Origin of the sequence: Ectopseudomonas toyotomiensis (assembly GCF_900115695.1) — a bacterium.
Classification (GTDB): Bacteria; Pseudomonadota; Gammaproteobacteria; order Pseudomonadales; family Pseudomonadaceae; genus Aquipseudomonas; species Aquipseudomonas toyotomiensis.
This window is the reverse complement of record NZ_FOXK01000007.1, coordinates 25,098-50,734: the sequence shown is the minus strand read 5'-3', so window position 1 is coordinate 50,734 and position 25,637 is coordinate 25,098. Positions and strand designations below refer to the sequence as shown.

The 25,637-nt window shown below is 63.3% G+C and carries 21 protein-coding genes; 6 read left to right on the top strand and 15 right to left on the bottom strand.

What is annotated here, in order from left to right:
- The first annotated feature begins 2 nt into the window (after nt 1-2).
- The 5 genes from truB (at nt 3) to BM186_RS15125 (ending at nt 4,567) form a co-directional block, all read left to right on the top strand.
- On the top strand, nt 3-923 hold the full coding sequence (gene truB / locus BM186_RS15145) for a tRNA pseudouridine(55) synthase TruB (protein ID WP_074916315.1): 921 nt from the start codon (nt 3-5) through the stop codon (nt 921-923).
- 170 nt (nt 924-1,093) lie between these two features.
- Nucleotides 1,094-1,363: a 30S ribosomal protein S15 gene (gene rpsO / locus BM186_RS15140; RefSeq protein ID WP_004424394.1), complete on the top strand. Its 270-nt coding sequence runs from the start codon at nt 1,094-1,096 to the stop codon at nt 1,361-1,363.
- Nucleotides 1,364-1,534: 171 nt separating this feature from the next.
- Nucleotides 1,535-3,640, top strand: a complete 2,106-nt coding sequence (pnp, locus tag BM186_RS15135; protein WP_064494878.1) for a polyribonucleotide nucleotidyltransferase — start codon at nt 1,535-1,537, stop codon at nt 3,638-3,640.
- A gap of 318 nt (nt 3,641-3,958) precedes the next feature.
- A complete protein-coding gene (locus BM186_RS15130) occupies nt 3,959-4,312 on the top strand; it encodes a BON domain-containing protein (RefSeq protein WP_017675327.1) in 354 nt (117 codons plus the stop codon).
- Between the two features lie 57 nt (nt 4,313-4,369).
- The gene (locus BM186_RS15125; RefSeq protein ID WP_074916313.1) at nt 4,370-4,567 is read left to right on the top strand and encodes a CsbD family protein; all 198 of its coding nucleotides are present in this window, start codon (nt 4,370-4,372) and stop codon (nt 4,565-4,567) included.
- A gap of 216 nt (nt 4,568-4,783) precedes the next feature.
- Here the strand turns inward: BM186_RS15125 and BM186_RS15120 are convergent, their stop codons facing one another.
- From BM186_RS15120 to BM186_RS15090, 7 genes are all read right to left on the bottom strand, one after another.
- Complete coding sequence (locus BM186_RS15120; RefSeq protein WP_074916311.1) at nt 4,784-5,086, bottom strand: DUF2845 domain-containing protein; 303 nt, start codon at nt 5,084-5,086, stop codon at nt 4,784-4,786.
- A gap of 13 nt (nt 5,087-5,099) precedes the next feature.
- On the bottom strand, nt 5,100-5,408 hold the full coding sequence (locus tag BM186_RS15115) for a DUF2845 domain-containing protein (protein ID WP_074916309.1): 309 nt from the start codon (nt 5,406-5,408) through the stop codon (nt 5,100-5,102).
- A complete protein-coding gene (locus tag BM186_RS15110) occupies nt 5,405-8,287 on the bottom strand; it encodes a DUF748 domain-containing protein (protein ID WP_074916307.1) in 2,883 nt (960 codons plus the stop codon). Before BM186_RS15110 ends, BM186_RS15115 begins: the two co-directional genes overlap by 4 nt.
- A 102-nt stretch (nt 8,288-8,389) precedes the next feature.
- The gene (locus tag BM186_RS15105) at nt 8,390-9,406 is read right to left on the bottom strand and encodes a class I SAM-dependent rRNA methyltransferase (RefSeq protein ID WP_074916306.1); all 1,017 of its coding nucleotides are present in this window, start codon (nt 9,404-9,406) and stop codon (nt 8,390-8,392) included.
- 98 nt (nt 9,407-9,504) lie between these two features.
- Nucleotides 9,505-10,377, bottom strand: a complete 873-nt coding sequence (locus BM186_RS15100; RefSeq protein WP_074916304.1) for an oxygenase MpaB family protein — start codon at nt 10,375-10,377, stop codon at nt 9,505-9,507.
- A gap of 69 nt (nt 10,378-10,446) precedes the next feature.
- Nucleotides 10,447-12,384 carry an acetate--CoA ligase gene (gene acs, locus BM186_RS15095; RefSeq protein WP_074916302.1) on the bottom strand — a complete coding sequence of 646 codons (1,938 nt, stop codon included), beginning with the start codon at nt 12,382-12,384 and terminating at the stop codon, nt 10,447-10,449.
- Between the two features lie 63 nt (nt 12,385-12,447).
- Nucleotides 12,448-13,554: a DJ-1/PfpI family protein gene (locus tag BM186_RS15090; RefSeq protein WP_074916301.1), complete on the bottom strand. Its 1,107-nt coding sequence runs from the start codon at nt 13,552-13,554 to the stop codon at nt 12,448-12,450.
- A 30-nt stretch (nt 13,555-13,584) separates the two neighbouring features.
- Between BM186_RS15090 and BM186_RS15085 the strand changes: the two genes are divergently transcribed.
- The gene (locus BM186_RS15085) at nt 13,585-14,631 is read left to right on the top strand and encodes a GlxA family transcriptional regulator (RefSeq protein ID WP_241201278.1); all 1,047 of its coding nucleotides are present in this window, start codon (nt 13,585-13,587) and stop codon (nt 14,629-14,631) included.
- Nucleotides 14,632-14,659: 28 nt separating this feature from the next.
- Here the strand turns inward: BM186_RS15085 and pgi are convergent, their stop codons facing one another.
- The 8 genes from pgi to BM186_RS26330 form a co-directional block, all read right to left on the bottom strand.
- The gene (gene pgi / locus BM186_RS15080) at nt 14,660-16,324 is read right to left on the bottom strand and encodes a glucose-6-phosphate isomerase (protein WP_072424248.1); all 1,665 of its coding nucleotides are present in this window, start codon (nt 16,322-16,324) and stop codon (nt 14,660-14,662) included.
- Between the two features lie 80 nt (nt 16,325-16,404).
- Nucleotides 16,405-17,262: a pantoate--beta-alanine ligase gene (panC, locus tag BM186_RS15075; RefSeq protein ID WP_074916299.1), complete on the bottom strand. Its 858-nt coding sequence runs from the start codon at nt 17,260-17,262 to the stop codon at nt 16,405-16,407.
- The gene (gene panB / locus BM186_RS15070; RefSeq protein WP_059392570.1) at nt 17,259-18,059 is read right to left on the bottom strand and encodes a 3-methyl-2-oxobutanoate hydroxymethyltransferase; all 801 of its coding nucleotides are present in this window, start codon (nt 18,057-18,059) and stop codon (nt 17,259-17,261) included. The genes panC and panB overlap by 4 nt, the downstream gene beginning before the upstream one ends.
- A gap of 274 nt (nt 18,060-18,333) precedes the next feature.
- Entirely contained in the window at nt 18,334-18,819 is a 486-nt protein-coding gene (gene folK / locus BM186_RS15065; protein ID WP_174892483.1) for a 2-amino-4-hydroxy-6-hydroxymethyldihydropteridine diphosphokinase, read from the bottom strand.
- Complete coding sequence (locus BM186_RS15060; RefSeq protein WP_021489316.1) at nt 18,819-20,213, bottom strand: polynucleotide adenylyltransferase PcnB; 1,395 nt, start codon at nt 20,211-20,213, stop codon at nt 18,819-18,821. Before BM186_RS15060 ends, folK begins: the two co-directional genes overlap by 1 nt.
- 769 nt (nt 20,214-20,982) lie before the next feature.
- Nucleotides 20,983-22,416 (bottom strand): sigma-54-dependent transcriptional regulator, encoded by a 1,434-nt coding sequence (locus tag BM186_RS15055; protein ID WP_074916296.1) that lies wholly within the window; start codon nt 22,414-22,416, stop codon nt 20,983-20,985.
- Nucleotides 22,417-22,469: 53 nt separating this feature from the next.
- Nucleotides 22,470-25,424, bottom strand: a complete 2,955-nt coding sequence (locus BM186_RS15050; RefSeq protein ID WP_074916294.1) for a sensor histidine kinase — start codon at nt 25,422-25,424, stop codon at nt 22,470-22,472.
- On the bottom strand, nt 25,408-25,584 hold the full coding sequence (locus BM186_RS26330; RefSeq protein WP_003244646.1) for a hypothetical protein: 177 nt from the start codon (nt 25,582-25,584) through the stop codon (nt 25,408-25,410). Before BM186_RS26330 ends, BM186_RS15050 begins: the two co-directional genes overlap by 17 nt.
- Between the last annotated feature and the right edge of the window lie 53 nt (nt 25,585-25,637).

The following is a 25,637-nucleotide window of genomic DNA, read 5'->3' as shown; positions in this document are numbered from 1 at the left end:
GCGTGGCGCAGGTCAAACGTATTCGCCGCAAGGTCGACGGCATCATCCTGCTCGACAAGCCGCACGGTTTCACGTCCAACGCCGCGCTGCAGAAGGTGCGTTGGCTGCTCAATGCCGAGAAGGCCGGACATACCGGCAGCCTCGACCCGTTGGCCACTGGTGTGCTGCCGCTGTGTTTCGGTGAGGCGACCAAGTTCTCCCAGTATCTGCTCGACGCTGACAAGGGCTACGAGACCGTCGCTCAGTTGGGCGTCACCACCACCACTGGTGATGCCGAAGGTGATGTTATCGAACGGCGCCCGGTGACCGTCGGTCGCGCCGAGATCGAGGCGTTGTTGTCGCGTTTTCGCGGTGAAATCAAACAGATACCGCCAATGTACTCGGCCTTGAAGAAGGACGGTCAGCCACTCTACAAGCTGGCTCGTGCGGGTGAAGTAGTGGAGCGCGAAGCGCGTTCTGTTACTATTGCGCGCCTGGAACTGCTGGCCTGCGAAGGCGAGCAGGCCCGTCTGGCGGTTGATTGCAGCAAAGGCACCTATATTCGTACGCTGGTCGAGGATCTCGGTCAGTTGCTCGGCTGCGGTGCACATGTCGCCGAGTTGCGCCGTACCAAGGCCGGCCCGTTCGACTTGACGCGTACCGTGACGCTGGAAGAACTGGAGGCTGCACACGCCGAAGGTGGTAACGAGGCGCTGGATCGCTTCCTGCTACCGGCCGATAGCGGTCTGCAGGACTGGCCGCTGCTGCAGTTCTCCGAGCACAGTGCGTTCTACTGGTTGCAAGGGCAGCCGGTGCGAGCGCCGGAAGCGCCGAAGTTCGGCATGGTGCGGGTGCAGGATCACAATGGTCGCTTCATCGGCATCGGTGAGGTGAGTGACGATGGGCGTATCGCTCCGCGTCGATTGATTTATACCGGTGCGTAGCACCGAACGGTTCGGCCGAGAAGGCTGAAAGCCTGATGTTGACGACGTCGTCATCAGGTGCTGCGAGGGTGGCTGTTAGTAGGCACGGTCATACCTCTTTTTAAAACACGGGAAGCGATTCCCGGCCTATTGAGACTGCTTCGGCAGTTTCCAGATGAGAGGAAGCCAACATGGCACTCAGCGTTGAAGAAAAAGCCCAGATCGTTAACGACTACAAGCAAGCTGAAGGCGATACCGGTAGCCCGGAAGTGCAGGTTGCCCTGCTGACCGCCAACATCAACAAGCTGCAAGGTCACTTCAAGGCCAACGGTAAGGATCACCACAGCCGTCGTGGTCTGATCCGTATGGTTAACCAGCGTCGTAAGCTGCTGGACTACCTGAAGGGTAAAGATACCAGTCGTTACAGCGCCCTGATCGGTCGCCTGGGCCTGCGTCGTTAATAGACGCGAGCTGCACAAGTTGGAAGCTGGGAGTTCGGCGTCGCGAGTGGGGAGTGATCCTCACCTCGTGGCGCTGGGCTTCCAGCTTTTGGCTTTTCGAGGGATGCACCGGGTCCGACTCCCGCGCTTCTTTCCAATTTCCCCCAAGGCAACAAAGAGAAGGAAAACACCGTGAACCCGGTAATCAAGAAATTCCAGTTCGGTCAGTCGACCGTTACCCTCGAGACTGGCCGTATCGCCCGTCAAGCCTCCGGCGCAGTGCTGGTCACCGTTGACGACGACGTCAGCGTGCTGGTCGCCGTAACCGGCGCCAAGACTGCCGACCCAAGCAAGGGCTTCTTCCCGCTGTCCGTGCACTACCAGGAAAAGACCTACGCTGCCGGCAAGATCCCGGGTGGTTTCTTCAAGCGTGAAGCGCGTCCTTCCGAGAAAGAAACCCTGACCTCGCGTCTGATCGACCGTCCGATCCGCCCGCTGTTCCCGGAAGGTTTCCAGAACGAAGTGCAGGTCATCTGCACCGTGGTTTCCACCAGCAAGAAGACCGATCCGGATATCGCTGCGATGATCGGTACCTCGGCCGCCCTGGCCATCTCCGGTATCCCGTTCAACGGCCCGATCGGTGCCGCGCGCGTCGCCTTCCACCCGGAAACCGGCTACCTGCTGAACCCGAACTACGAGCAGCTCAAGGCTTCGAGCCTGGACATGGTCGTGGCCGGCACCAAGGACGCCGTGCTGATGGTCGAGTCAGAAGCCAAAGAGCTGACCGAAGACCAGATGCTGGGCGCCGTGCTGTTTGCCCATGAGGAGTTCCAGGTGGTCATCCAGGCTGTCGCCGAGCTGGCTGCCGAAGCCGGCAAGCCGACCTGGGACTGGCAGCCAAAGCCGGAAAACACCGCACTGCTGAACGCCATCCGTGGCGAGTTCGGTGACGCGATTTCCCAGGCCTACACCATCACCATCAAGCAGGACCGCTACGCGCGTCTGGGCGAGCTGCGCGATCAGGTCGTCGCCAAATTCTCCGGCGAAGAGGGTCAGCCTACTGCCGGTGAAGTCAAAGACGCCTTCGGCGAAATCGAATACCGCACCGTGCGCGAGAACATCGTCAACGGCAAACCGCGTATCGATGGTCGTGACACCCGCACCGTGCGTGGCCTGAACATCGAAGTCGGTGTACTGGACAAGACCCACGGTTCGGCGCTGTTCACCCGTGGCGAAACCCAGGCGCTGGTCGTGGCTACCCTCGGTACCGCCCGCGATGCACAGCTGCTGGACACCCTCGAAGGCGAGAAGAAAGACCCCTTCATGCTGCACTACAACTTCCCGCCGTACTCGGTCGGTGAGTGTGGTCGCATGGGCGCCACTGGCCGCCGCGAAATCGGCCACGGTCGTCTCGCCCGTCGTGGCGTTGCCGCCATGCTGCCGAGCGCCGACGAGTTCCCGTACACCATCCGCGTGGTGTCGGAAATCACCGAGTCCAACGGTTCTTCCTCCATGGCTTCGGTGTGCGGCGCCTCCCTGGCGCTGATGGACGCCGGTGTGCCGATGAAGGCACCGGTTGCCGGTATCGCCATGGGTCTGGTGCTGGAAGGTGAGAAATTCGCCGTGCTGACCGACATCCTCGGTGACGAAGATCACCTGGGCGACATGGACTTCAAGGTAGCCGGTACCGCCAAAGGCGTCACCGCACTGCAGATGGACATCAAGATCCAGGGCATCACCGAAGAGATCATGGAGCAGGCGCTGGAGCAGGCGCTGGAAGCGCGCCTGAACATCCTCGGCCAGATGAACCAGGTCATCGCCCAATCGCGCAGCGAACTGTCGGCCAACGCACCGACCATGCTGGCGATGAAGATCGACCAGGACAAGATCCGCGACGTCATCGGCAAGGGTGGCGCCACCATCCGCGCGATCTGCGAAGAGACCAAGGCTTCGATCGATATCGAAGACGACGGCTCGATCAAGATCTTCGGCGAAACCAAGGAAGCGGCCGAGGCTGCCAAGCAGCGCGTTCTGGCCATCACTGCCGAAGCCGAGATCGGCAAGATCTACGTCGGCAAGGTCGAGCGCATCGTCGACTTCGGTGCCTTCGTCAACATCCTGCCGGGCAAGGACGGTCTGGTGCACATCTCCATGCTCAGCGATCAGCGCGTGGAGAAGGTCACCGACGTGCTGCAGGAAGGCCAGGAAGTGAAGGTACTGGTGCTGGACGTGGACAACCGCGGCCGTATCAAGCTGTCGATCAAGGACGTAGCTGCTGCCGAGGCCTCTGGCGTCTAAGCACGGTTCGCCTGTTCGAACGAGAGGGCTCCTGCGGGAGCCCTTTTTTGTGCGCGATCGTCAGGGTTCATCATTGCCGACCTGAGATGCGACTGCGATGCATGCGTTTACTCGGTTATCGGATCATGCAAATTGCCCGAGAGATTTTTTGCGACTCGGCGAAATGCAATCAAAAGCATAGTGGTGATTTTATTTAAGTGATTGTTTTTAAAGGATTTAATTTAATTTAAAAACCTGGCACAGGCCCTGCAATAGTACTGGTGAACCTGCAACCAGGAGTTGGTTTGCAGATTGTCTGGAATGTACAGGAGTCGAATCATGAAACAGCCAATCAACCGTTTTGCCGCTACCACCCTGACCGCTGCCGTGCTGAGCATGTCGCTGGCCTCGGCAGCCTTCGCCGCAGAGCCGACCATGCTGGCGGCCAATGACACTGTGGATAAAGCCGAGCAGGCGGTATCCGACACCTGGATCACCAGCAAAGTGAAGTCCACCTTCGTTGCTGACTCGAACCTCAGCGCGCTGGACATCAAGGTCGAGACCAACCAGGGCGTAGTTTCCCTGTCCGGCGTGGTCGCAACTGACGCCGAGCGTGATCTGGCTATCGCCAAGACCAAGGAAATCGAGGGTGTGCGTGACGTGTCCGCCGATGCCCTGAAAACCGCTGACTGATAGCCGAGCCGGCCGGGCCAGCGCCCGGCCCCACTTTCTGTCACTGGGAGAATGACCATGAATAGCGACATCATCAAAGGCAAATGGAAGCAGCTCAGCGGTCGCATCAAGGAGCGTTGGGGTAACCTGACCGATGACGACCTGGACGTCGCCGAGGGCCACAGCGAGTACCTGGCCGGCAAGCTGCAAGAACGTTACGGCTGGACCAAGGAAAAGGCCCAGCAAGAGCTGCGCGATTTCAGCGACAAGCTCTGAGCACGGATTGCCGGGTAAGGATGCCCACAGGTACGGATAGCTTCAGAAACGGATGTATCTTCAGCACGGATGGCTACAGGCAGGACGCCTGTTCAGCACGGATAGCGACAGGCATGGATGCGCGAAGGCCCCGCCGGTGTGACCGGCGGGGCCTTGATTTTTATGCAGGGCGCACGATGCGCATGCCGCTCCGAGTGCTCTGCATGCTGCGCAGCATCAACTGCCGCGCTTGCTGCGGACTTCGGTCAGGCGGCCGCCCTCGAAGCGTAGAAAGTGGTACATGCCGCTTTTCGGGCCGTAGACCCACTCCTCGACGCTCACCTCGTTGCGAAAACCGTAGCTGTCGACCACTTCCTTGTAACCGACAAAGTCGCGACTGGACGGCTCGCCACATTTGTTCAGCACCTCTGCGGTAGGTGCTGTCTTGCTGACCAGGGCGCTACCGCAGCGATAGGTGGAGGACGCCTCGGCCATCAGGGGCAGGCAGAGTAGCGTGAGCAGACAGCTGAATTTGCGCATGAGAACCTCCTGTTCAGCGCTCGCGGCGGCGTTCGATGGCGGTTAGGCGGTTACCTTCGAAGCGCAGGATGCTGAGCATGCCATTGCTCGGGCCGTATACCCATTCCTCGATCATGTACTCGCGGCGGTCATAGGAGCCCAGGGTGTAGCCGACCGGGTCACGGTGCATCGGCGTGCCACATTTGCGCTCGACCTCGAACGGACGGTCGCCAAGGCTGACCAGGGCGCTGCCGCAACGCAGCGTGTCGGCCTGCGCGGTAGCACTGAGCAGGCCGGCAGTCAGGGTAACAAGTGTGATGATAGATAAGCTGCGCATGATCATTGGCTGTCCAGGTGCAGGGTGGTGAGCACGCGGCCGTCGGCTTCGGGTTCACCGAGGTTGGCATCGATCAGGTAGACACGTTCATCGTACAACCCGCCGTGTTCAACCAGATAATCCTTGATCGTTGCAGCGCGTTGCTGAGCCAGTTGGCGCAGCAGCAGCTTGCTTTGCGCCCAGGAGTCCAGCACCGCCTTGCGCATGTTCTGCTGGCGTTGCTCTTTGTCCAGTTCGGCCCACTCGGCTGGCGGCTGCTGCTTGAGGCGGGCGCGATAGATGCCTTCGAGCAGCGCGGCCTGTTCGTCTTCGGCGACCGTCAGCTCATCGGGACTGGCCGGTACCCTGTCACCACGGCGTTGCAACACCTTGTACCAGGTTTCGCGAAATTCGCGCTGCAGGCGCTGCTCGGCCAGCAGCGGGCCGTCGGCACTCTGCGCGGCCTGGCCTTCTACCTCCAGACGCAGATTCGGGCGCTCTTCGAGCGCTTTGGCCAGTGTGTCCAGGGCCTGGCGCGCGTCGCCCTGCAGCTCCGCAGAGCCAGCGACGAAGGGCACGGTGCTGAGGTCGACGTTGCTGCCACCGACCAACCCGGCGATGAACTTGAACGGCGCCTGGGCCGCGCGCAACACCAGATTGCGCAGGGTCTGCCAGACAATGGGCATGACGCTGAATTGCGGATTGTTCAGATCACCCTGTACCGGCAACTCGATGGCGATGCGCCCCTGGGTGTCCTTGAGCAGGGCGACTGCCAGGCGAATCGGCAGGTCCACGGCGTCGGGGCTGTCGACGCGCTCGCCCAGTTGCAGGTTCTCCACCAGCACCTTGTTCTCGGCATTGAGCTGGCCCTTCTCGATGCGGTAGTGCAGGTCGAGGTTGAGGCGGCCCTTGCGGATGCGATAACCGGCGAACTTGCCGGAGTAGGGGGTGATGGTGGTCAGCTCGACATTCTTGAAGCTGGTGGCGATATCCAGACTGTTGAGCGGATCGAATGGCGTCAGCTTGCCCTTGATGCTCATCGGCGCGTAGCGGTCGACCTTGCCCTGGATATCGACGCTGGCGGCTTGCGGTTTCTGATTGTCGAGTACGCCGATGCGCCCGTTCATCTGCTGAACGGCGGTGGCGAAGCTGGGGGTCAGGCTGAAGTCGGCGAAGTTGGCCGAGCCGTCATTGATGGCTACGCCGCCGATGCGGATCGCCAGCGGCTTGCCCGCATCGGTCTTGCTCTCGTTCGGCGTCGTCGGCTGCGGCACGATCAGCTCGCTGACGTTGGTGGTCAGGTTCTCGTTGATCACGAAGCGTGCATAGGGCTGATCCAGCTCCACGCGTTCGATGGCCAGGCTTTCGCCGTGGCGGTAGTCGAGACCACTCACCCGTACCTGTTTCCAGCGCACGAAATCGCGTTCGCGCAGGGTATCCAGAGTGTGCAACTGATCGACGTGGGCGCTGCCTGTGACGCTGAGTGCCAGCGGCTCGGTACTCTTGAGCTGCACGTCGAGGTCGCTGCCGAGCAGGCCGCTGCGCAGTTCCAGGCGAATGAAGGGGCTCAGGTAGGCCTGCGCCAGGCGCAGGTCGATGTCCTGGGTGGCGACCTTGAGCTGAGCACTGGTTGGGCTCAGTTGTACGTTGCCGGCCGCCTGCAGCTTGCCCTGCTTGCCCAGGCCGGTGTCGAGCCTGAGGTCGAAAGGTTTGTCGCCGAGGCTGTCGAAGTTCTTCAGGTCGAGGTTCAGTGGGCCGACCTCCACCGCCACTTCCTGTTGCGGTACGCGGTCGGCCAGGTGAGCCTTGTAGTCGCGCAGCTGCACATCCTGCAGCAGCACTTGCCAGGGCTTGCTCTCACCGGCCTGCTCCGCGGGTTCGGCTGCTTCGCTCTTGGCGCTTTCTGGTTTGGCGAACAGCTTCTGCCAGTCCAGTTGGCCGTCGGCTTCGCGTGCTGCCCAGGCCTCCAGCCCCTGGCTGCGTACCTCGCCGACCACCACCTGCTGCTTGGCCAGGTCGAGGCTGGTGTTGTCGATATCCAGGCGTTGCAGGCGTACCAGCGGTTTGCCTTGCGGGTCGTCGATGGCGAAGGGGGCCAACTGCACCTTGATCTTGCTCAGTTGCAGCTCGGTACCGCTGGACAGGTCTAGGCGATAGTCGCTGCTGAGGTCGACCTGGCCTTCCTTGAGGACCAGTGGCAGTGCGTCGCGCACGTAAGGCCAGAAGGTGCTCAGGCGGCCGTCGCTGACGCTCAGGCTGCCACTGGAGGTGATGGGCGTCAGGCTGACCTGGCCGCGCCAGTCGATCTGCGCGCCGTGCGGGCCACTGGCGGTCATGGTCATTTCGGCGTTGTCGCCGGCCAGGGTGCTTAGGTTGTGCAATTCCAGATCGAGTGCGTCATAGGCGAATTCCACGGCCTCGCTCGGGCGCAGGTCCTGGAAGCGCAGCGACTTCTCGCGTAGACGAATGCTGTCGATGCGCAGCGGGAAGGGCTCGCTGTTCTCTGCCTTGGGTTCGGCCTGGCTTTGCGGCAGATTGAACAACTGGGTGAGATTGAGCGTGCCATCTTTGTCGAAGAGTATCTCGGTACGTGCGCCGTCGAGCTCTACGTCACTCAGATGCAGGGCACCGCTCCACAGGCTGTCGCTCTGCAGGTTGGCGTAGAGGCGCTGGAAGCTCAGTTGCTCCTGGCCACTCTCGCCGATACGCAGGCCCCAAAGGCTCAGCTCGAGCGTGAAGGGGTTGAGCTGCACGCGCTGCAGCGAGGCGGGTAGCGTGGCGTACTGCGCCAACTGCTGATTGGCGATGCGCAGGGCGATGCCCGGCAGAATCAGAAAGCCGATCAGGCTGTAGAGGAAAACGGTGATCAACAGTGCGCTCAGCGCGCGCTTCAGTCCTTTGGGCATGGCTTGGCGTCATCTATCCAGACGAGGAGACGACTTGGAGTATGGCACGGCGGTTCAGTTCCGGTCGTTATCGCTGCAGTCAGATTGCACGTAAGTCCCGGTTCAGAGGTGCAGGATCAGGGTTTTCAGCGGCGGTTTGGCGTCTTGCGAAGGGAAATCGGGCGCAGGAACGATGACTTGGCAATCCTGCACCTGGCGGCCGAGCTTCTCGGCGCAGCGCAGCACCTGCGCGCGCCAGTCGCTCATCTCCACCTTTGCCAGGTTGTTGCAGCACACCAGGGTGCCGCCTTCGGCCGTGGCCAGCAACGCTGGTTTGAGCAGGCTCTGGTAGTCGCGCAGCAGGTCGACGGTGCCAAAGGCGCTCTTGGCCCAGGCTGGCGGGTCGAGGAAAACCAGCTCGAACTGGCGCGGTTGCAGGCGCGGATAGCTCGGCAGTTTCTGTCCTCGGCGGCTGCTGATCGGTAGATCGGCCAACTGACGAATCGCCGGAAAATAGTCGGACTGGATGAACTGCATGGTGGGCAATTCGGGGTTGAGCGCGCCGTTCTCCTGGCCCACGGCGAGGTTGCCCTGGGCGAAGTCGAGGTTGATCACCTCGCTTGCGCCGCCTGCTGCGGCGCATAGACCGACGCCGCAGGTATAGGCGAAGAGATTGAGCACGGCCTTGCCAGCGCTGTTGGCCTTGACCCAGCCACGGGCGTTGCGCAGGTCGAGAAACAGCAGAGGATCTTGTCCGGCATGCCGACCGCGTACGCGGTAATTGAGCCCCCATTCGCGGCTGACCATATCCTCCAGTGCTGCATCCTCGGCCTGGAACAGGGTTGGGTCGCGATCGATCCGCGAATTGCTCTTGGAGCGGTCGTTGTAGACCAACAGCAACGGCTGCCCCAGACAGGCTTCGACACTGCCGACGATGCTGTGCAGATCGTCGGCCTCCAGCGGTTGATGAAAACTCTGCACCAGCAACTGCGGGCCGTAGCGGTCGACTGTCAGGCCTGGCGCGCCTTCCTGGCTGCCGTGGAACAGGCGGTAGCAGTCGGTGCCTTGGGCGTGCAGCACCGCGAGCAGGTTTTCGCGAGCGGCGAGGGCGGCGCGCAGCGCCTGGTCAAGAGAAGGCATGCGCGGCGTCTCGGAGAAAGGAAGGCCGGCAGTTTATCAAGAAAAGCCGCGGGGTATGGCCAGGGCGGGCGTAACCCGCCTGCTCGACTGTAGCAACCCTACAGGTGCGGCGTTAGACGACGGTGGGCACGCTGTGCGGCGCTGTTGCGAATCGCCCAGCGCAGCAGCGTGGCGGTGCGTTGCACGCTGCTGCGAATCAGCGGACGTCGCCAGGGCGCCTGATGCTCGCCAAGCAGATCGCTGGCCCAGTCCGGCAGCAGGTCAACGCCGGCCTGCATCATCAGGTTGCCGAAGGGCCTGGCGAGAATGTTGGGCACTGGTGCGGCATACAGCAGCCGCACCACTTCGCGGGTGCGTTCGTCGCAGAGCAGCTGCGCACGCATGCGCTCGAGGTAGTCGCTGATGGCCTGGCCCGACTTGGGCACGTCCCGCGCGCCGAGGCGCTCGGCGATCAACGCCACCTCGCGGTAGTAGCGATCCTGTTCGGCCAACGCTAGCTGCGGGTCGACGTAGCGCAGGTAACCGGCGAGAAACTGGCTGACCTCGGAAACATGTACCCAGGTCAGCAGCTCGGGATCGCTGGCGCTATAAGGGCGACCGTCCGGCGCGCTGCCGACCACCTGCAGGTGGATGCGGCGCACCTTGTCGATCAGCTGTTCGGCATCGTGCAGCCCGCCGTAGGTGGTGCCGGCGATGAACAGGCTGGTGCGGCGCAGGCGGCCGAGCATGTCTTGGCGAAAGGTGGAGTGATCCCACACCCCGGCCAGCGCCAGCGGGTGAAGCATTTGCAGGAGCAGGGCGGAGATGCCGCCGACCATCATCGCGGTGAAGTCGGCGTGGACTTCCCAGACCATCGACTCGGGGCCGAACAGGCCGGCATCGCCGCATGGCTGGTCGAGGTCGAGCACGCCCAGCGAGGCGCCGGTGAGGCTGTGTACCTGTTTTTCGATCTGACGACGTAGGCTTTCCATGGCGCGCAGTTTCGGCGCTTGGCAGGCGCAAGACAAGATGCGCCCGGCCTTTCGGGCCGGGCGCGAGGCTCAGCGGTTGAGGCGCTGATCGATCAGGCTGTCGACCACGCTGGGGTCGGCCAGGGTCGAGGTATCGCCCATGTTCTCCAGCTCGTTGCAGGCGATCTTGCGCAGGATGCGTCGCATGATCTTGCCCGAGCGGGTCTTGGGCAGGCCCGGCGCCCACTGGATCAGCTCCGGCTTGGCGAAACTGCCGATCTCCTTGCCGACCAGGGCCAGCAGGTCCTTCTTCAGCTCGTCGGACGGTTCCTGGCCATTCATCAGGGTGACGTAGGCGTAGATGCCCTGGCCCTTGACGTCGTGCGGGTAGCCGACCACGGCTGCTTCGGCCACCGCATCGTGCAGCACCAGCGCGCTTTCCACCTCGGCGGTGCCGATGCGGTGACCGGAGACGTTGATCACGTCATCGACGCGGCCGGTGATCCAGTAGTAGCCGTCCTCGTCGCGGCGCGCGCCGTCGCCGGTGAAGTAGTAACCGGGGTAGGGCTTGAAGTAGGTATCGATCATCCGCTGGTGATCGCCATAGACGCTGCGGATCTGGCTCGGCCAGCTGGCCTTGATGGCCAGCACGCCGCTGCCGGGGCCGTCGATTTCCTTGCCCTGCTCGTCGAGCAGCACCGGTTGCACGCCAAAGAAGGGGCGGGTGGCCGAGCCGGGCTTGAGGTCGGTGGCGCCGGGCAGAGGAGTGATCAGGATGGAGCCGGTCTCGGTCTGCCACCAGGTGTCGACGATCGGGCAACGCATGTCGCCAACCACATGGAAATACCATTCCCAGGCTTCGGGGTTGATCGGCTCGCCCACCGTGCCGAGCAGACGCAGGCTCGAACGCGAGGTGGACTTGACCGGCGCCTCGCCTTCGCGCATCAGCGCACGCAGAGCGGTGGGGGCGGTGTAGAAGGTGTTGACCTGGTGCTTGTCGATCACCTGCCAGAAGCGCGAGGCGTCCGGGTAGTTGGGCACACCCTCGAACATCAGTGTGGTAGCGGCGTTGGCCAGCGGGCCGTAGACGATGTAGCTGTGCCCGGTGACCCAGCCGACATCGGCGGTGCACCAGTAAATGTCGCCCTCGTGGTAGTCGAACACGTATTTGTGGGTCATCGCCGCGCCGAGCAGATAACCGCCGGTGGTGTGCAGCACGCCCTTGGGTTTGCCGGTGCTGCCCGAGGTGTAGAGGATGAACAGCGGGTCCTCGGCGTCCATCGGCTCGGCCGGGCAGTCAGCCTCGACTTCCTTGAGCGCCTGGTGATACCAGAGGTCACGGCCCTCCACCCAGGCCACGTCACCCTGAGTGCGCTCGACCACCACCACGGTGGAGACGTTCGGGCAGCTCTGTAGGGCCTTGTCGACGTTGCTCTTCAACGGAATGTACTTGCCGCCACGCACACCCTCGTCGGCGGTGATCACGGTGCGGCAGTCGGCATCGAGAATGCGGTCGCGCAGGGCATCGGGGGAGAAGCCGCCGAACACCACCGAATGCACCGCGCCGATGCGCGCGCAGGCGAGCATGGCGTAAGCCGCCTCCGGCACCATCGGCATGTAGATGCATACCCGGTCGCCCTTCTTCACGCCGCGGCGTTTGAGCACGTTGGCCAGGCGACTGACGTTGTGGTGCAGCTTGTTGTAGGTGATGTGCGCCGACTCGGCCGGGTTGTCACCTTCCCAGATGATGGCGACCTGCTCGCCGCGCTGTTGCAGATGGCGGTCGATGCAGTTGTAGGCGACGTTGAGCTGGCCGCCCTTGAACCACTCGGCGCGGCCCTGTTTCAGGTCGCTGCTGTGGACCTGATCCCAGGGCTTGAACCAGCTGAGGAAGGCCTTGGCCTGCTCGGCCCAGAAGGTATCGGGTTGCTCGACGGACTGCTGGTACAGGCGCAGATAGGCGTCGTTATCCAGGTGTGCACGCTGGCGCACCGCGTCGGCCACGGGGTGACGGGTGATCTCGAACATGGCGGGGTCCTTGTAATTGTTTGTCCGCAACAGGCCCAAGGGTGCATCCAAGCCCGTGCAGGTTCAAGGGCTATGCAACTCGATTTGCCCTTTCACAGGATTGACCGAGCCGGCGGGCGCATGTTCCAGCTGCGCGGCGACCAGGCGCCGGGTCGCCTCGCCGTAGCGCCCGGCAATGCCGTCGAGCGCTTCATCGATGGCCCGGGCGGCATCCATTTGGCGCCCTGGCAGCGCCGGCAGCCCGGCGCCATCTCGTTGCGGGACGAACGCCAGCCCGCCAGCGCTGCGCACGGTATGTGGGGCAACGCCGTAGACCTGGGTGCGGAAGGTGCGCGCCCAGGCGTCCACCCGTAGCGCCAGGGCGACCTCGTCCAGGCCGTCGTGCAAGGTGACAGCGAAGCGCTCATGTCGCCACCGGGCGAGATAGTTGCCGGAGGCCGTCAGGTAGCCTTGCGCGCCCAGGGCAAAGCCCTGGCTATGGTGTTCGGGCGACCAGCTGGCCACGCCAAACTCCCGTGCCAGTGTCGAGGCTCTGATGTGGCCGGCGATGGCCTCGACCAGTGCCAGGGAGGCGGGCAAAGCCGCGCTGACCCCGGAGGTGGTCATCAGGGCGCCATCGACCACATAGCGGCGATCTTCCTGCCAGAGGGTGTCGGGGAAGTCCTTCAGGCGCTGGCTGCGTGAGTACCAGTGGCCGGTGGCGCGGCGGCCCTGCAGCAGGCCGGCATGGGCCAGCGGCAGCACGCCGTCGCAGATGCCGACCAGGGTGGAGCCCAGGGCGGCCTGTTGCCGGATGAACTCCAGCAGCAGCGGATCCCGGCTGTCGTGCACGGCCGGCACGATCAGATAGTCGGCGCCCTGCGGGAAGCGCTGGCGGAATTCGGCAATGCTGGCGTCGGGGCGGAGGCTCAGGGCCGGCATCAGCTCGATCGGGGCCGCCTCGTTGGCCAGCGCCAGCACCTGCGCATGGCCAGAACGGCGCAGCACGCCCAGCGGCACCACATAGTCGGCCAGTTCGGTCATCCGGTTCTGGCCAACCACCGCCACCACCGGCCGTTCACGGCCGAATCTCGGCTGGTAGGGCTCCAGGCTTTCCTCTGCGGCCTGGGTCGGCACGGCCAGGCACAGCAACCACAGCAGGTAGCGGGACAGTTGTACGGTATGGCGCATGCGGCATCTCCATCAAGGCTGGAATGCAGCGTGGCGCAGTGGCTGCTGTCGTATCTGTCACTGATGAGTGAATATCTGCCAATCGGTTTTCAGATTGAGGCGATAGCCATGACGGGGCGCGTGCTGCTACTGGTGTTTCCCGAGTTTCAATTACTCGACGCCACCGGGCCGGCCGAGGTGTTCGCGGCAGTGGACGAACATCTGCCAGCGGCGGGCCGGCCTGCCTATAGGCTGCAGACGATCTCGCCGCAAGGTGGTCTGGTGGCCTCCAGCGCCGGCCTGACGCTGAGCACCGAGGCGCTGCCCGAGCCTCGCTCGGTTGCCGGTAGCACCTTGCTGGTGGCCGGCGGAAGTGGCGTACAGGCTGCCATGCAGGAAGGGCGGATCGCCCGCTGGCTGGGCGAGGCCGCGCCGCTGGCGGCGCGCTGCGGCTCGGTCTGTACCGGCGCCTTTCTCTTGGCGCAGGCCGGCCTGCTGGACGGCCGCGAGGTGGTCACCCACTGGCGTTACGCCGAACTGCTGCAACGCCTGTTCCCCCGCTTGCGCGTGCTGCACGACAGCTTATTCGTGCGTGACGGCACCTTCTACAGTTCGGCGGGGGTCACCGCTGGCATGGATCTGTGCCTGAGCCTGGTGGAGGACGACCATGGTCGCCAGGCCTCGTTGCAGGTGGCCAAGGGGCTGGTGATGTACCTGCGCCGGCCGGGCGGTCAGCGCCAGTTCAGCGCCGAGCTGCTGGCGCAGCAGGCACCGCCGGATGGCCAGATGCGGCGGCTGCTGGAGTGGTTGCGCGAGTCATTGGCCGAGCCGCTGGATGTCGAGACCATGGCCGAGCACATGGCCATGTCGACGCGCACGCTGCACCGTCACTGCCAGGCGGAACTGGGGCTGACGCCGGCGCGGTTGCTGTTGCAGCTGCGCCTGGAGTGCGCCTGCCAGCTGTTGGAGGCAGGCGAAGCCTCGCTCAAGCGCGTGGCGCAGCGCAGCGGTTTCGACAGCGGGTACAACCTCCGGCATGCCTTCAGCCGGGCTCTGGGGGTGACGCCGGCGGAGTACCGGCAGCGCTTCTGCCGCTAGGCGCACGGATGCGCCCGCGGCGGAACGATCAGCCGCGGTGCTGGGAACGGAAGTGCTCGATCAGTCCCTGGGTGGAGGCGTCGCTGGCCGGTTCACCACTGGCGCCGGTGAGGCGTTGATAGACCTCCTTGCCCATTTCCTTGCCCAGTTCCACGCCCCACTGGTCGAAGGCGTTGATGCCCCAGATGGCGCTCTGCACGAACACCTTGTGCTCGTACAGCGCCACCAGCGCGCCGAGGTTGAATGGCGCGATGCGGTTCATCACCAGGATGTTGCTCGGTCGGTTGCCGGGGATCACCTTGTGCGGCGCCAGGCGCTGCACCTCGTCTTCGCTCAGCCCCTTGGCACGTAGCTCGGCCTCGGCTTCTTCGCGGGTCTTGCCCTGCATCAGCGCCTGGGCCTGCGACAGGCAGTTGGCGAACAGCCACTGATGATGGTCGGACAGCGGGTTGTAGCTGTTGACCGGGACGATGAAGTCCGCCGGCACCAGCAGGCGGCCCTGGTGCAGCAGTTGGTGGTACGCGTGCTGGCCATTGCAGCCGACGCCGCCCCAGATGATCGGGCCGGTGGCGATATCCAGCGGCGTGCCGTCCTGGCGCACGCTCTTGCCGTTGGACTCCATGTCCAACTGCTGCAGGTGCTTGGTGAAGTTCCGCAGATAGTGGTCGTACGGCAGAATCGCGTGGCTCTGCGCGTCCCAGAAGTTGGTGTACCAGATGCCCAGCAGGGCCATCAGCACCGGCATGTTCTCGGCCAATGGTGCCTGGGTGAAGTGCTCGTCCATGGCATAGGCGCCGGCCAGCAGCTCCTTGAAGTTGGATACGCCGATGGCCAGGGCGATGGGCAGGCCGATGGCCGACCACAGCGAATAGCGGCCGCCGACCCAGTCCCACATGGGGAAGATGTTCTCCTCGCCGATGCCGAACTCGATGGCCGCCTTGCGGTTGCTGGTCACGGCGATGAAATGGCGATGCAATTGCTCTTCCGGGCCGCCCATGGCCAGGTACCAGTCGCGCGCGGCCAGGGTGTTCTTCAGGGTTTCCAGAGTGCCGAAGGACTTGCTGGAAACAATGAACAGGGTGGTTTCCGGGTTGAGGCGGGCGGTCAGCTCGCGGAATTCGCTGCCGTCGATATTGGCCAGGTAGTGGCAGCGCACACCGCGTTGCGTGAACGGGCGCAGCGCTTCGGAGACCAGTTGCGGGCCGAGGAAGGAGCCGCCGATACCAATGTTGACGACTTCCTTGATCGGTTTTTCGCTGTAGCCGCGCCACAGACCGCTGTGAATGCGACTGACCAGTTCGGTGACCTGGTTCAGCACGCGATGGACCTCGGGGATGATGTCATGGCCATCGACCAGCAGGCGGCGGCCGATCGGGCTGCGCAGGGCCGTGTGCAGGGCGGCGCGGCCTTCCGAAGCATTGACCTGCTCACCGTTGAACAGGTTGGCGATGGACTCCTGCAGACCGGCCTGCTCTGCCAGTTGAATCAGCAGCTCGAGGCTGCGCTCATCAATCAGGTTTTTCGAGTAATCCAGCAGCAGCCCGCAGCTGTCGAGAGAAAATCGCTGGTAGCGCCTTGTATCTGCTGCAAAGGCCTCGCGCATACTGAAACCGGCCATCTCGGCACGATGTTGCTGCAGGGCCTGCCAGGCGGGCAGGGTGGTGACGTCTTGAGGCTGCTGGTAATAGGCCATCGGAGCTCCTGATCCACAAAAGCAAAAGGCCCGGATCGATCCGGGCCTTTGAGAGTGTAACCGGCTGCCTTTGCAGGCAGCTACTGGCGCGGCAGTTCAACCACCAGATTGTCGATCAGACGGGTGCTACCCAGCTGTGCGGCGGTCAGAATCACCAGGTGATGGTCGTCGACCTGTGCCGGGCGCAGATTCAGCGCGTTACGAATCTCCAGGTAGTCGGGCACGAAACCAGCAGCACGCTGTTGCGCCTGGGTAGTCTCGATAAGCCGCGGGTAGTCGCGGGCGCCGCGGCGCAGTTCTTCAGCAATCGCTTGCAGGCCTCGATACAGAGCTGGGGCGGCGGCGCGTTGCTGGTCGCTGAGGTAGCCGTTGCGCGAAGACAGCGCGAGGCCGTCTTCGGCGCGTTGAGTCGGCGCACCGATGATCTGGATCGGCATGTTCAGGTCCTGCACCAGCGCGCGGATTACCGCCAGTTGCTGATAGTCCTTCTCGCCGAATACGGCCAGATCAGGCTGGACCATGTTGAACAGCTTGGTCACCACCGTCGCCACACCCTCGAAATGCCCCGGACGGCTGGCGCCGCATAGGCCCTCGGAAACACCGGGAACGCTGACGCGGGTCTGGTCACCCATGCCGTGCGGGTAGATTTCCGCAACATCGGGGTGAAACAGCAGGTGGCAGCCGGCTGCCAGCAGTTTTTCCTGGTCGGCGGCGAGGGTACGCGGATACTTGTCCAGATCTTCACCGGCGCCGAACTGCAGTGGATTGACGAAGATGCTGGCAACCACGAAGTCGGCGCGTTGGGCGGCGATCTCTACCAGCGAAACGTGACCCGCGTGCAGATTGCCCATGGTCGGCACGAAACCGATCTGCTTGCCTTCGGCCCGTGCCTGGGCGACAGCTGCGCGCAACTCGCGCAGGGTTTTCACCGTGTTCATGCGGAAAAGCCATGTTCGGCGGCGGGGAAGCTACCGTCCTTGACAGCCTGTACGTAAGCGCTGAAAGCACCCTGAATGCTGCTCTGCCCCTCCATGAAGTTGCGTACGAACTTCGGTGCGCGGCCCGATAGCGACAGCCCGAGCATGTCATGCTGCACCAGCACCTGACCGTCGGTGGCGCTGCCAGCGCCGATGCCGATCACCGGAATCTTCACCGCCTGGGTGATTTCTGCGGCCAGTTCGCTCGGCACGCATTCGAGCAGCAGCATGGCAGCACCGGCCTGCTCCAGTGCCATGGCATCGGCGCGCATCTGCCGTGCCTGCGCTTCCTGACGGCCTTGTACCTTGTAGCCGCCGAGGATGTTCACCGCTTGCGGGGTCAGGCCCAGGTGCGCGCACACCGGTACGCCACGCTCGGCCAGCAAACGGATCGGCTCGGCCAGCCAGCCGGCGCCTTCGAGTTTGACCATATGCGCGCCGGCCTGCATCAGCTTGGCGCTGTTGTGCAGAGCCTGCTCGGTGGTGGCGTAGGCCATGAATGGCAGGTCGGTGACGATCAGTGCGCCCTGGTTGCCGCGTTTGACGCAGGCAGTGTGGTAGGCCATCTCCTCGACGCTGACCGGCAGGGTGCTGTCGTGGCCCTGCAGGACCATGCCCAGGGAGTCGCCGACCAGCAACACGTCGACACCCGCCTGGCAGGCCGCATGGGCGTAGGTGGCGTCATAGCAGGTCAGCATGGCGATCTTTTCACCGTTCTGCTTGAGGCTCTGCAGGGTGGTCAGGGTAACGTCAGGCATTTCAAAGGTCCTCGCTCAGGCTCGGTATACCGCTTCTATCTGGCTGCAATCCGGCCTGGATTGGCATCAAAGGTGCGCCCGGCGCGGGGCGACGGGACGCCTATAGTCCTGATGGGGGGGCGTGAAGTCAATTGCAGGTGTTACCGCTCTGTTACTGGCGTTACCGCCAATGCGCGGGATGTCGGGTTGCGCAAGGGACCGTCCGGTGGGAGGCGCTTTCAGCGGCGAGCTTGTCGGGGCTTGGCTGAAGCCCTTCCTACAGAGGGCGGCCGGGCTACTCGGCCAGGCGTTCCAGCCCGGTGAAGGGGCAGGCTTCCAGCAATGCATCGAGGCTGCGGCCGTCCGGAAGCTGCAGCTCTGCGGCCAGTTCGGCCAGCGGATAGAGCACGAAGGGGCGCGCCTGCATGTGGTAGTGCGGCACGGTCAGACGCTCATCGTCGATCAGGCGCTCACCGAACAGCAGGATGTCCAGGTCCAGTGTACGCGGGCCCCAGCGCTCGGCCTTGCGCACGCGCCCCTGTTCCTGCTCGATGCGTTGCAGCGCATCAAGCAGTTGCCAGGGCTCCAGCTCGGTATCCAGCGCTGCCACGGCGTTGACGTAACGCGGTTGATCGGCCGGGCCAAGGGGATCGCTGATGTAGAACGACGAGTGCGCCTGTAATTGGCTGCGCGGCAACTGCGCGATGGCGTGCAGGGCCGCGCGCAGCTGTTGCAGTGGTTCGGCCAGGTTGCTGCCGAGGCCGATGTAAACCCGCTCCATCACTCGCCGCCGCTGTCGTCGCTGCGCTTACGGCGATTGTTGTTGCTGCGGCGACGTTTGCGCGGCGCGTTGCCGGTGCTTTCGCCTTTGCTGGCGAGGTCGCGAATCATCTGCCGGCGCTCGCTGTCGTTGGCGTCCTGATAGTCCGTCCACCATTCGCCCAGGCCACCGGTATCTTCCCCGGCCAGTTCGCGCAGCAGGAGGAAGTCGTAGCCGGCGCGGAAGCGCGGATTTTCCAGCAGCAGATCGGCACGTTTACCGCTGCGGCGCGGCAGGCGTTCCTGCATGTCCCAGATCTCGCGAATCGGGATGGTGAAGCGCTTGGGTACGGCAATGCGCTGGCATTGCTCGGCGATCAGTTCATGGGCGGCTTCCTGCATCGCCGGAATCGGCGGCATGCCCTTGTTCTGCAGTTGCAGTACACGGGCCGGTAGCGCAGGCCAGAGCAGCGCCGCGAAGAGGAAGGCCGGCGTGACCGACTTGCCATCGTGAATGCGGTCATCGGTGTTGATCAGCGCCTGGCGGATCAGCTTCTCGGTGTACTGCGGATTCTGCTTGAGCGCTGCGCCGCTGGCCGGGAACAGCTGGGCGAACAGGTCGTGTTCGAGCAGCAGGTCGAAGGTGTATTCGGCGTAACCGGAGAGGAACAGCTTGAGTACTTCGTCGAACAGACGCGCCGAGGGAATGTCGCGCAACATTGGCGCCAGACGGCGAATCGGCGCGGCGCTGTGCTTTTCGATCTCGAAGTCCAGCTTGGCGGCGAAACGCACCGCACGCAGCATGCGCACCGGGTCTTCCAGGTAACGCTGTTCCGGGTCACCGATCAGGCGCACCAGATGGTTGCGCACATCGTGCATGCCGCGGGCGTAGTCGAGGATATGTTCCTGGGTCGGATCGTAGTACAGCGCGTTGATGGTGAAGTCGCGGCGCTGGGCATCGTCTTCCAGTGTGCCGTAGACGTTGTCGCGCAGAATGCGGCCGCTCTCGTGGCGCGACGCCAGATTGCTGTTCTCTTCCTCGTCACCCTGAGGGTGATTGGCACGGAAGGTGGCCACTTCGATGATCTCGCGACCAAAATGAACGTGTACCAGCTTGAAGCGGCGGCCGATCACCCGTGCGTTACGAAATTCCGCGCGGACCTGCTCGGGCGTGGCGCTGGTGGCCACGTCGAAATCCTTGGGGTCGATATCCAGCAGCAGGTCGCGTACGCAGCCGCCGACCAGGTAGGCCTGGTAGCCGGCCTTCTGCAGGCGCTCGACCACGCTGATGGCGTGACGGCTGATCTCGTTGCGCTTGAGCGGATGTTGGCTGCTGCTCAGCACTTCGGGAGTGCTGCGTGGACGTGGGGCACGGCGCAGAGGTGAATGGAAAGATTTGAACAGCTTTTTCAGCATGGGATGCACTGTTTGGAGTAGTGGTCGGCCTGCTGCGCATGCGCTTGAAAATCGAATTGCGTGAGCATCACGGCGTCAAAAGCAGTTTGCTTCGGCAAGGTTTTTCAACTGCATGCGAAACGATGACCGCATGATTGCTGCGGATTCTAGCATCGTGTCGGGAGAAGGTGTATGGAAGGGCGGCAGGCGGGGATCCGAGGACCGGAAGCTACTGGGGGAGCCGAAGCTCCCCCCCAAGTTGGTGCGTGCTATGTTTTTATTGTTATTGAGGGCCTGTTGTTTTTGTTGTTCGGCCCTTCCCGGCTTACCGTGGCTTACCGGGTGCTCCCCAGAGAGGGGAGCCAATAGCAAACGGATTTCTTTGGACGCTGATGCTGCCTTAATCAACCAGTTCCGGCGCTGCCTTGAGGCAGTTTTATTGTTCTCAGCCTGGTCGCTGGGGCGAACCCCTCGCGGCAACTCCTCTCCAAAAGAATCAGTTAGCTGCGCCTCCGTACCTTGTTGTTTTTGTTGTTCTGGAGTCGTTACGTCTTGTTCTTATTGTGTAGGGCATTGCTTGTTATTGTTGTTGTGCCAGAGATAAAGCAGATGCCGTGCCAGTTTTTGCGATTCCTTGTAAATCAAGGGCTTGCGGCAATCGTGGGTGTTTGGTGGGGGAGAAAAAGGCCGGGTTTTCGTTACCGATAGACCCGGCCTTTGTTACGAGATATTGAAACGGTAACAACCTGTGGAACCCCTGTGCGGGCAGGTTGTCACCGCGGCCGTGGCGTCAAGGGCCGCTGGTCACACCGGATTTGCGTCGCGGAATGCCCAGGCGCTGACGCCGTTCCCACAGGCATTTGCGACTGATGCCCAACTTGCGGGCCAGCTCGGTCTCGGTCATGTGGTCCTGATGCTCGAGGACGAAGTGCTGGAAGTAGTCCTCCAGTGACAGATCCTCGGTAGGTTCGTGGCTGTTGCCACTGTTCTGTCCGCCTGCCGCCGGCAGACCGAAGTCCTCGTCATCCAGGTCGTCCAACTCGATGTCGATGCCCAGCAGGTCCGCGGAAATTTCCGTACCCTCGCAGAGAATCACCGCGCGCTCGATGGCGTTTTCCAGTTCGCGCACGTTACCCGGCCAGGGGTAATGGCGGATCGCCTGCTCGGCATCATGAGCGAAGCGCAATGGTTCGCGGCCCATACGGGTGTACTGGCGGACGAGGAACGCCTGGGCGATCTCGGTCACGTCGCTGCCTCGCTCACGCAGCGCCGGCAGCTTGAGGGCTATGACGTGCAGGCGGTAATACAGGTCTTCACGGAACTGGCCGGTCTTGGCCAGCGTCTTCAGGTCGCGGTGCGTAGCAGCGATCAGACGTACGTCGACCTTCTGTGACTGCACCGAGCCGACCCGGCGAATTTCGCCTTCCTGCAGCACGCGCAGCAGACGGGCTTGGGCTTCCAGCGGCAGCTCGCCAATTTCGTCGAGGAACAGTGTGCCACCGTCGGCCGCTTCCACCAGGCCGGCACGCCCGGCGCTGGCGCCGGTGAAGGCGCCTTTTTCGTGGCCGAACAGTTCGGACTCGATCAGGGTTTCTGGAATGGCGGCGCAGTTCACCGAAATCAGCGGTGCCTTGGCGCGCTTGGAGAGGTTGTGCAGGGCGCGGGCGACCAGTTCCTTGCCCGTGCCGGACTCACCCTGTACCAGTACATTGGAGTCGGTGGGGGCGACCTTGCGAATCTTGCTATAGAGCTCCTGCATGGCCGCGCAGGAACCGATGATGCCGATCTCGCCATTGGCGTTATCCACCACCTTTTCTGTATTGCCGCTGCGTGCGTTGCTGGCGGCAGCTGGCGCGGGCGCGCTCTTGGCGTCCTGGCGGTCACGCAGGATGCGGGCAACCGCCTGCAGCATTTCGTCGTGATCGAAGGGCTTGGCGATGTAATCGACTGCGCCCATCTTCATCGAGTCCACCGCCGAGCGCAGGCTGGCGTAGCTGGTCATGATCAGCACCGGGGTGCCTTCGGCCAGCTTGATCAGCTCGGTGCCAGGCGCCCCGGGCAGGCGCAGGTCGCTGACGATCAGGTCGAAGGTGGGAATGCTGTAGCGTTCCTGGGCTTCCTGTACCGAGCCAGCTTCGCTGACCTGGTACTGATTGCGTTCGAGCAGGCGGCGCAAGGCAGAGCGGATAATGGTTTCGTCTTCGACGATAAGAATATGTGGCATCAATTCGGTCTCTCGACGGTCACGGAGGTGCCATTGGCAGCCTCTCTCGCTGTTTACATCGCTACGGACGTCGCCTCGACATGCCTTGGCAGGGTGACCCTGATTCGAGTGCCCAATTGGCGCTCGGGGTCTGCCGGGCTGTCGATTGTTATCTGTCCATAATGCTCTTCCACGATCGAATAGACCAGCGCGAGGCCCAGGCCGGTCCCCTCGCCGGGGTCCTTGGTGGTGAAGAAGGGTTCGAACAGGCGGTCGATGATCGCCTTGGGAATACCGCTGCCTTCGTCCTCGACGATCAGGTCGACGGTATGTTCGCTGGCCTCGCTGCGTACGCGGATGGCGCCGCCTGGTGGCGAGGCGTCGCGGGCGTTGGACAGCAGGTTGATCAGGACTTGGGCCAGACGTTGCGGATCGCCACAGGCCCAGTGCTGCGGATCGCACAGGTTGTAGAACTGGATGTCGAAGTTGCGCTTGTTCAGCGACAGCAGGCCGATGGCGTCCTGCGCCACGTCGGCCAGGCATACGGGCTCGTCGCTGCGCTGGTGGCTGCCGGAGTGGGCGAAGCTCATCAGCGACTGGACGATGCGTGACACGCGCTTGGTCTGTTCGAGGATCTGCCCGCTGATTTCGGTCAGCTCGCCATCGGTCTCGCGCTCTTCGCGCAGGTTCTGCGCCAGGCAGGCGATGCCGGTGATCGGGTTGCCGATCTCGTGGGCCACGCCAGCGGCCAGGCGGCCGATGCTGGCCAGGCGTTCGGAGTGCACCAGTTTGTCTTCGAGCATCTGGGTTTCGGTCTGGTCCTCGACCAGCAGCACCAGGCCGCTGTTACCGGGGGCCAGCGGTTCGTTGATGGCTGCCTTGTGCAGGTTGAGCCAGCGGATCTGGCCGTCGAGCGCCAGGTGCTGCTTGTGCAGGTGCTGGTCGGGGCGTTCGATGAAGTCCTGCAGCAGGCTCTGCCAGGGTTCGCTCAGGGTGCTCAGGCGCGAGCCGACGATGCGCTGCGCGGGGATGTCGGTGAGCTCTTCCATGGCCCGGTTCCACATCAGGATCTCCTGATCCTTGGCCAGCGAGCACACGCCCATTGGCAGTTCCTGCAGGGTCTGGCGGTGGTAGCGGCGCAGGGCATCGAGCTCGGCGGCGAGGCCGGTGAGGCGCGACTGGTAGTCTTCCAGGCGGCTCTCGATGAAGTGGATGTCTTCGGTGACATAACCCTCGCTGCCGGACTTGTAGGGAAGGAAGGTTTCCACGATGTCCTGCGCCACGCTCGGCCCCATCAGGCCGGACAGGTTGGCCTCGATGCGGTCGCGCAGGCGGCGCAAGGCATAGGGGCGGCTTTCGTCGAAGGGCAGGTGCAGGTCACGCAGGGCCTGTTCGACTTCACGTTGTGCGGTCTTGGCGCCGAGTGGCTTGGCCAGTTGCGCGGCAAAGTCCTGCGGCGACACGGCGACCAGCTCGCGTCGTTGCGGGCGGCGCACGTTGTCCACCGCACAGGCTTCGGCGGCGCTCTTTTCCTCGGGGCTGGCCTCGGTGAACAGCGACACCAAGGTGAACACCAGTACGTTGGCGGCGAGCGAGGCAATGGCTGCGAGGTGCCAACTGGCATCGTCGAGCACATAGATGACGTTGAACAGCGGCAGGTAGAAGCCTTCCAGGTTGCCCAGCAGCGGTAGCAGCATGGTCAGTGCCCAGACGCTGATGCCGGCCAGCAAGCCGGCGATGAAACCGCGGCGATTAGCCGTTTGCCAATACAACACCGAGAGCACGCCGGGCAGGAACTGCAGGGTGGCGACGAAGGCGACAATGCCCAGATTGGCCAGGTCCTGCTGGGCGCCGAGCAGCAAGTAGAAGCCGTAGCCGGCCATGATGATGCAGGCGATCAGCGTGCGGCGCGTCCATTTCAGCCAGCGGTAGATGTTGCCCTCGGCCGGTGGCTGGTAGAGCGGCAGTACCAGGTGGTTGAGGGCCATGCCCGACAGCGCCAGGGTCGAGACGATGATCAGGCCGCTGGAGGCCGACAGTCCGCCGACATAGGCGAGCAATGCCAGGGTCTCGCTGTTGACCGCGATACCCAGGCCCAGGGTGAAATATTCCGGGTTGGTGGTCGCCCCGAGCTTGAGGCCGGCCCAGAGGATCAGCGGCACGGCCAGACTCATCAGCAGCAGGAACAGCGGCAGGCCCCAGCTGGCGCTGACCATGGCGCGCGGATTGAGGTTCTCGGTGAAGGTCATGTGGTACATGTGCGGCATGACGATGGCCGAGGCGAAGAACACCAGCAGCAGGGTGCGCCACGGGCCTTCCTGCAGCGGCGTGTGCAGAGTGGCCAACGCCGCCTGGTTCTGCACCAGCCACAATTCCAGCTCACGCGGGCCCCCGAATACTTGATACAGCGCGTACCAGCCGATGACGCCGAGGGCGACCAGCTTGACCAGCGATTCGAAGGCGATGGCGAACACCAGGCCCTCGTGCTTCTCGCGCGTGGCGATATGGCGCGCACCGAACAGGATGGTGAAGAGGATGATCAGGCCGCAGTAGCTCAGCGCCACTTTTTCCTGCAGCGGCTCGCGGCTGAGGATGCCGATGGAGTCGGCCACCGCCTGAATCTGCAGGGCCAGCAGCGGCAGCACGCCGATGAGCATGAACAGGGTGGTCAGTGCGCCGGCCCAGGTGCTGCGAAAGCGAAAGGCGAACAGGTCGGCCAGTGATGACAGCTGGTAGGTACGGGTGATGCGCAGGATCGGGTAGAGCAGTACCGGTGCCAGCAGGAAAGCCCCGGAAACACCCAGGTAACTGGCAAGGAAACCGTAACCGTACTGATAGGCCAGGCCCACCGTGCCGTAGAAGGCCCAGGCGCTGGCATACACGCCCAGCGACAGGGTATAGGTCAGCGGGTGGCGGATGATCCAGCGGGGGATAAGACCGTGTTCACTGACCCAGGCGACGCCGAACAGCACCAGCAGATAGCCGGCGCTGATCAGAATCAGTTCGCTCAGGCTAAAGCTCGTCAGCATCGCGTTGGCTCTGAAGAATGAAGGTGACGACGATCAGGATCAGCCACAGCAGATAAGGCCGATACCAGGCGCCATTGGGGTCGATCCACCAGTCCATGATGGCCGGTGAGAACAGGTAGATCCCCACTACCAGGATCAGAACCAGTCGGTAGATATACATGTGACATCTCGTCGAAAGATGCCGCGATGGTAAAGGATGCCGCGCATCGCAAG

Coding starts and splice junctions, on each gene's coding strand:
- acs (WP_074916302.1), bottom strand. CDS start 12,384: ATGTTCGAGATCACCCGTCACCCCGTGGCCGACGCGGTGCGCCAGCGT.
- BM186_RS15090 (WP_074916301.1), bottom strand. CDS start 13,554: ATGCGCCATACCGTACAACTGTCCCGCTACCTGCTGTGGTTGCTGTGC.
- BM186_RS15115 (WP_074916309.1), bottom strand. CDS start 5,408: ATGATCATGCGCAGCTTATCTATCATCACACTTGTTACCCTGACTGCC.
- BM186_RS15125 (WP_074916313.1), top strand. CDS start 4,370: ATGAATAGCGACATCATCAAAGGCAAATGGAAGCAGCTCAGCGGTCGC.
- rpsO (WP_004424394.1), top strand. CDS start 1,094: ATGGCACTCAGCGTTGAAGAAAAAGCCCAGATCGTTAACGACTACAAG.
- BM186_RS15100 (WP_074916304.1), bottom strand. CDS start 10,377: ATGGAAAGCCTACGTCGTCAGATCGAAAAACAGGTACACAGCCTCACC.
- pgi (WP_072424248.1), bottom strand. CDS start 16,324: ATGGCCTATTACCAGCAGCCTCAAGACGTCACCACCCTGCCCGCCTGG.
- BM186_RS15120 (WP_074916311.1), bottom strand. CDS start 5,086: ATGCGCAAATTCAGCTGTCTGCTCACGCTACTCTGCCTGCCCCTGATG.
- folK (WP_174892483.1), bottom strand. CDS start 18,819: ATGGAGCGGGTTTACATCGGCCTCGGCAGCAACCTGGCCGAACCACTG.
- panB (WP_059392570.1), bottom strand. CDS start 18,059: ATGCCTGACGTTACCCTGACCACCCTGCAGAGCCTCAAGCAGAACGGT.
- BM186_RS26330 (WP_003244646.1), bottom strand. CDS start 25,584: ATGTATATCTACCGACTGGTTCTGATCCTGGTAGTGGGGATCTACCTG.
- BM186_RS15050 (WP_074916294.1), bottom strand. CDS start 25,424: ATGCTGACGAGCTTTAGCCTGAGCGAACTGATTCTGATCAGCGCCGGC.
- panC (WP_074916299.1), bottom strand. CDS start 17,262: ATGAACACGGTGAAAACCCTGCGCGAGTTGCGCGCAGCTGTCGCCCAG.
- BM186_RS15110 (WP_074916307.1), bottom strand. CDS start 8,287: ATGCCCAAAGGACTGAAGCGCGCGCTGAGCGCACTGTTGATCACCGTT.
- BM186_RS15130 (WP_017675327.1), top strand. CDS start 3,959: ATGAAACAGCCAATCAACCGTTTTGCCGCTACCACCCTGACCGCTGCC.
- BM186_RS15105 (WP_074916306.1), bottom strand. CDS start 9,406: ATGCCTTCTCTTGACCAGGCGCTGCGCGCCGCCCTCGCCGCTCGCGAA.
- BM186_RS15055 (WP_074916296.1), bottom strand. CDS start 22,416: ATGCCACATATTCTTATCGTCGAAGACGAAACCATTATCCGCTCTGCC.
- BM186_RS15060 (WP_021489316.1), bottom strand. CDS start 20,213: ATGCTGAAAAAGCTGTTCAAATCTTTCCATTCACCTCTGCGCCGTGCC.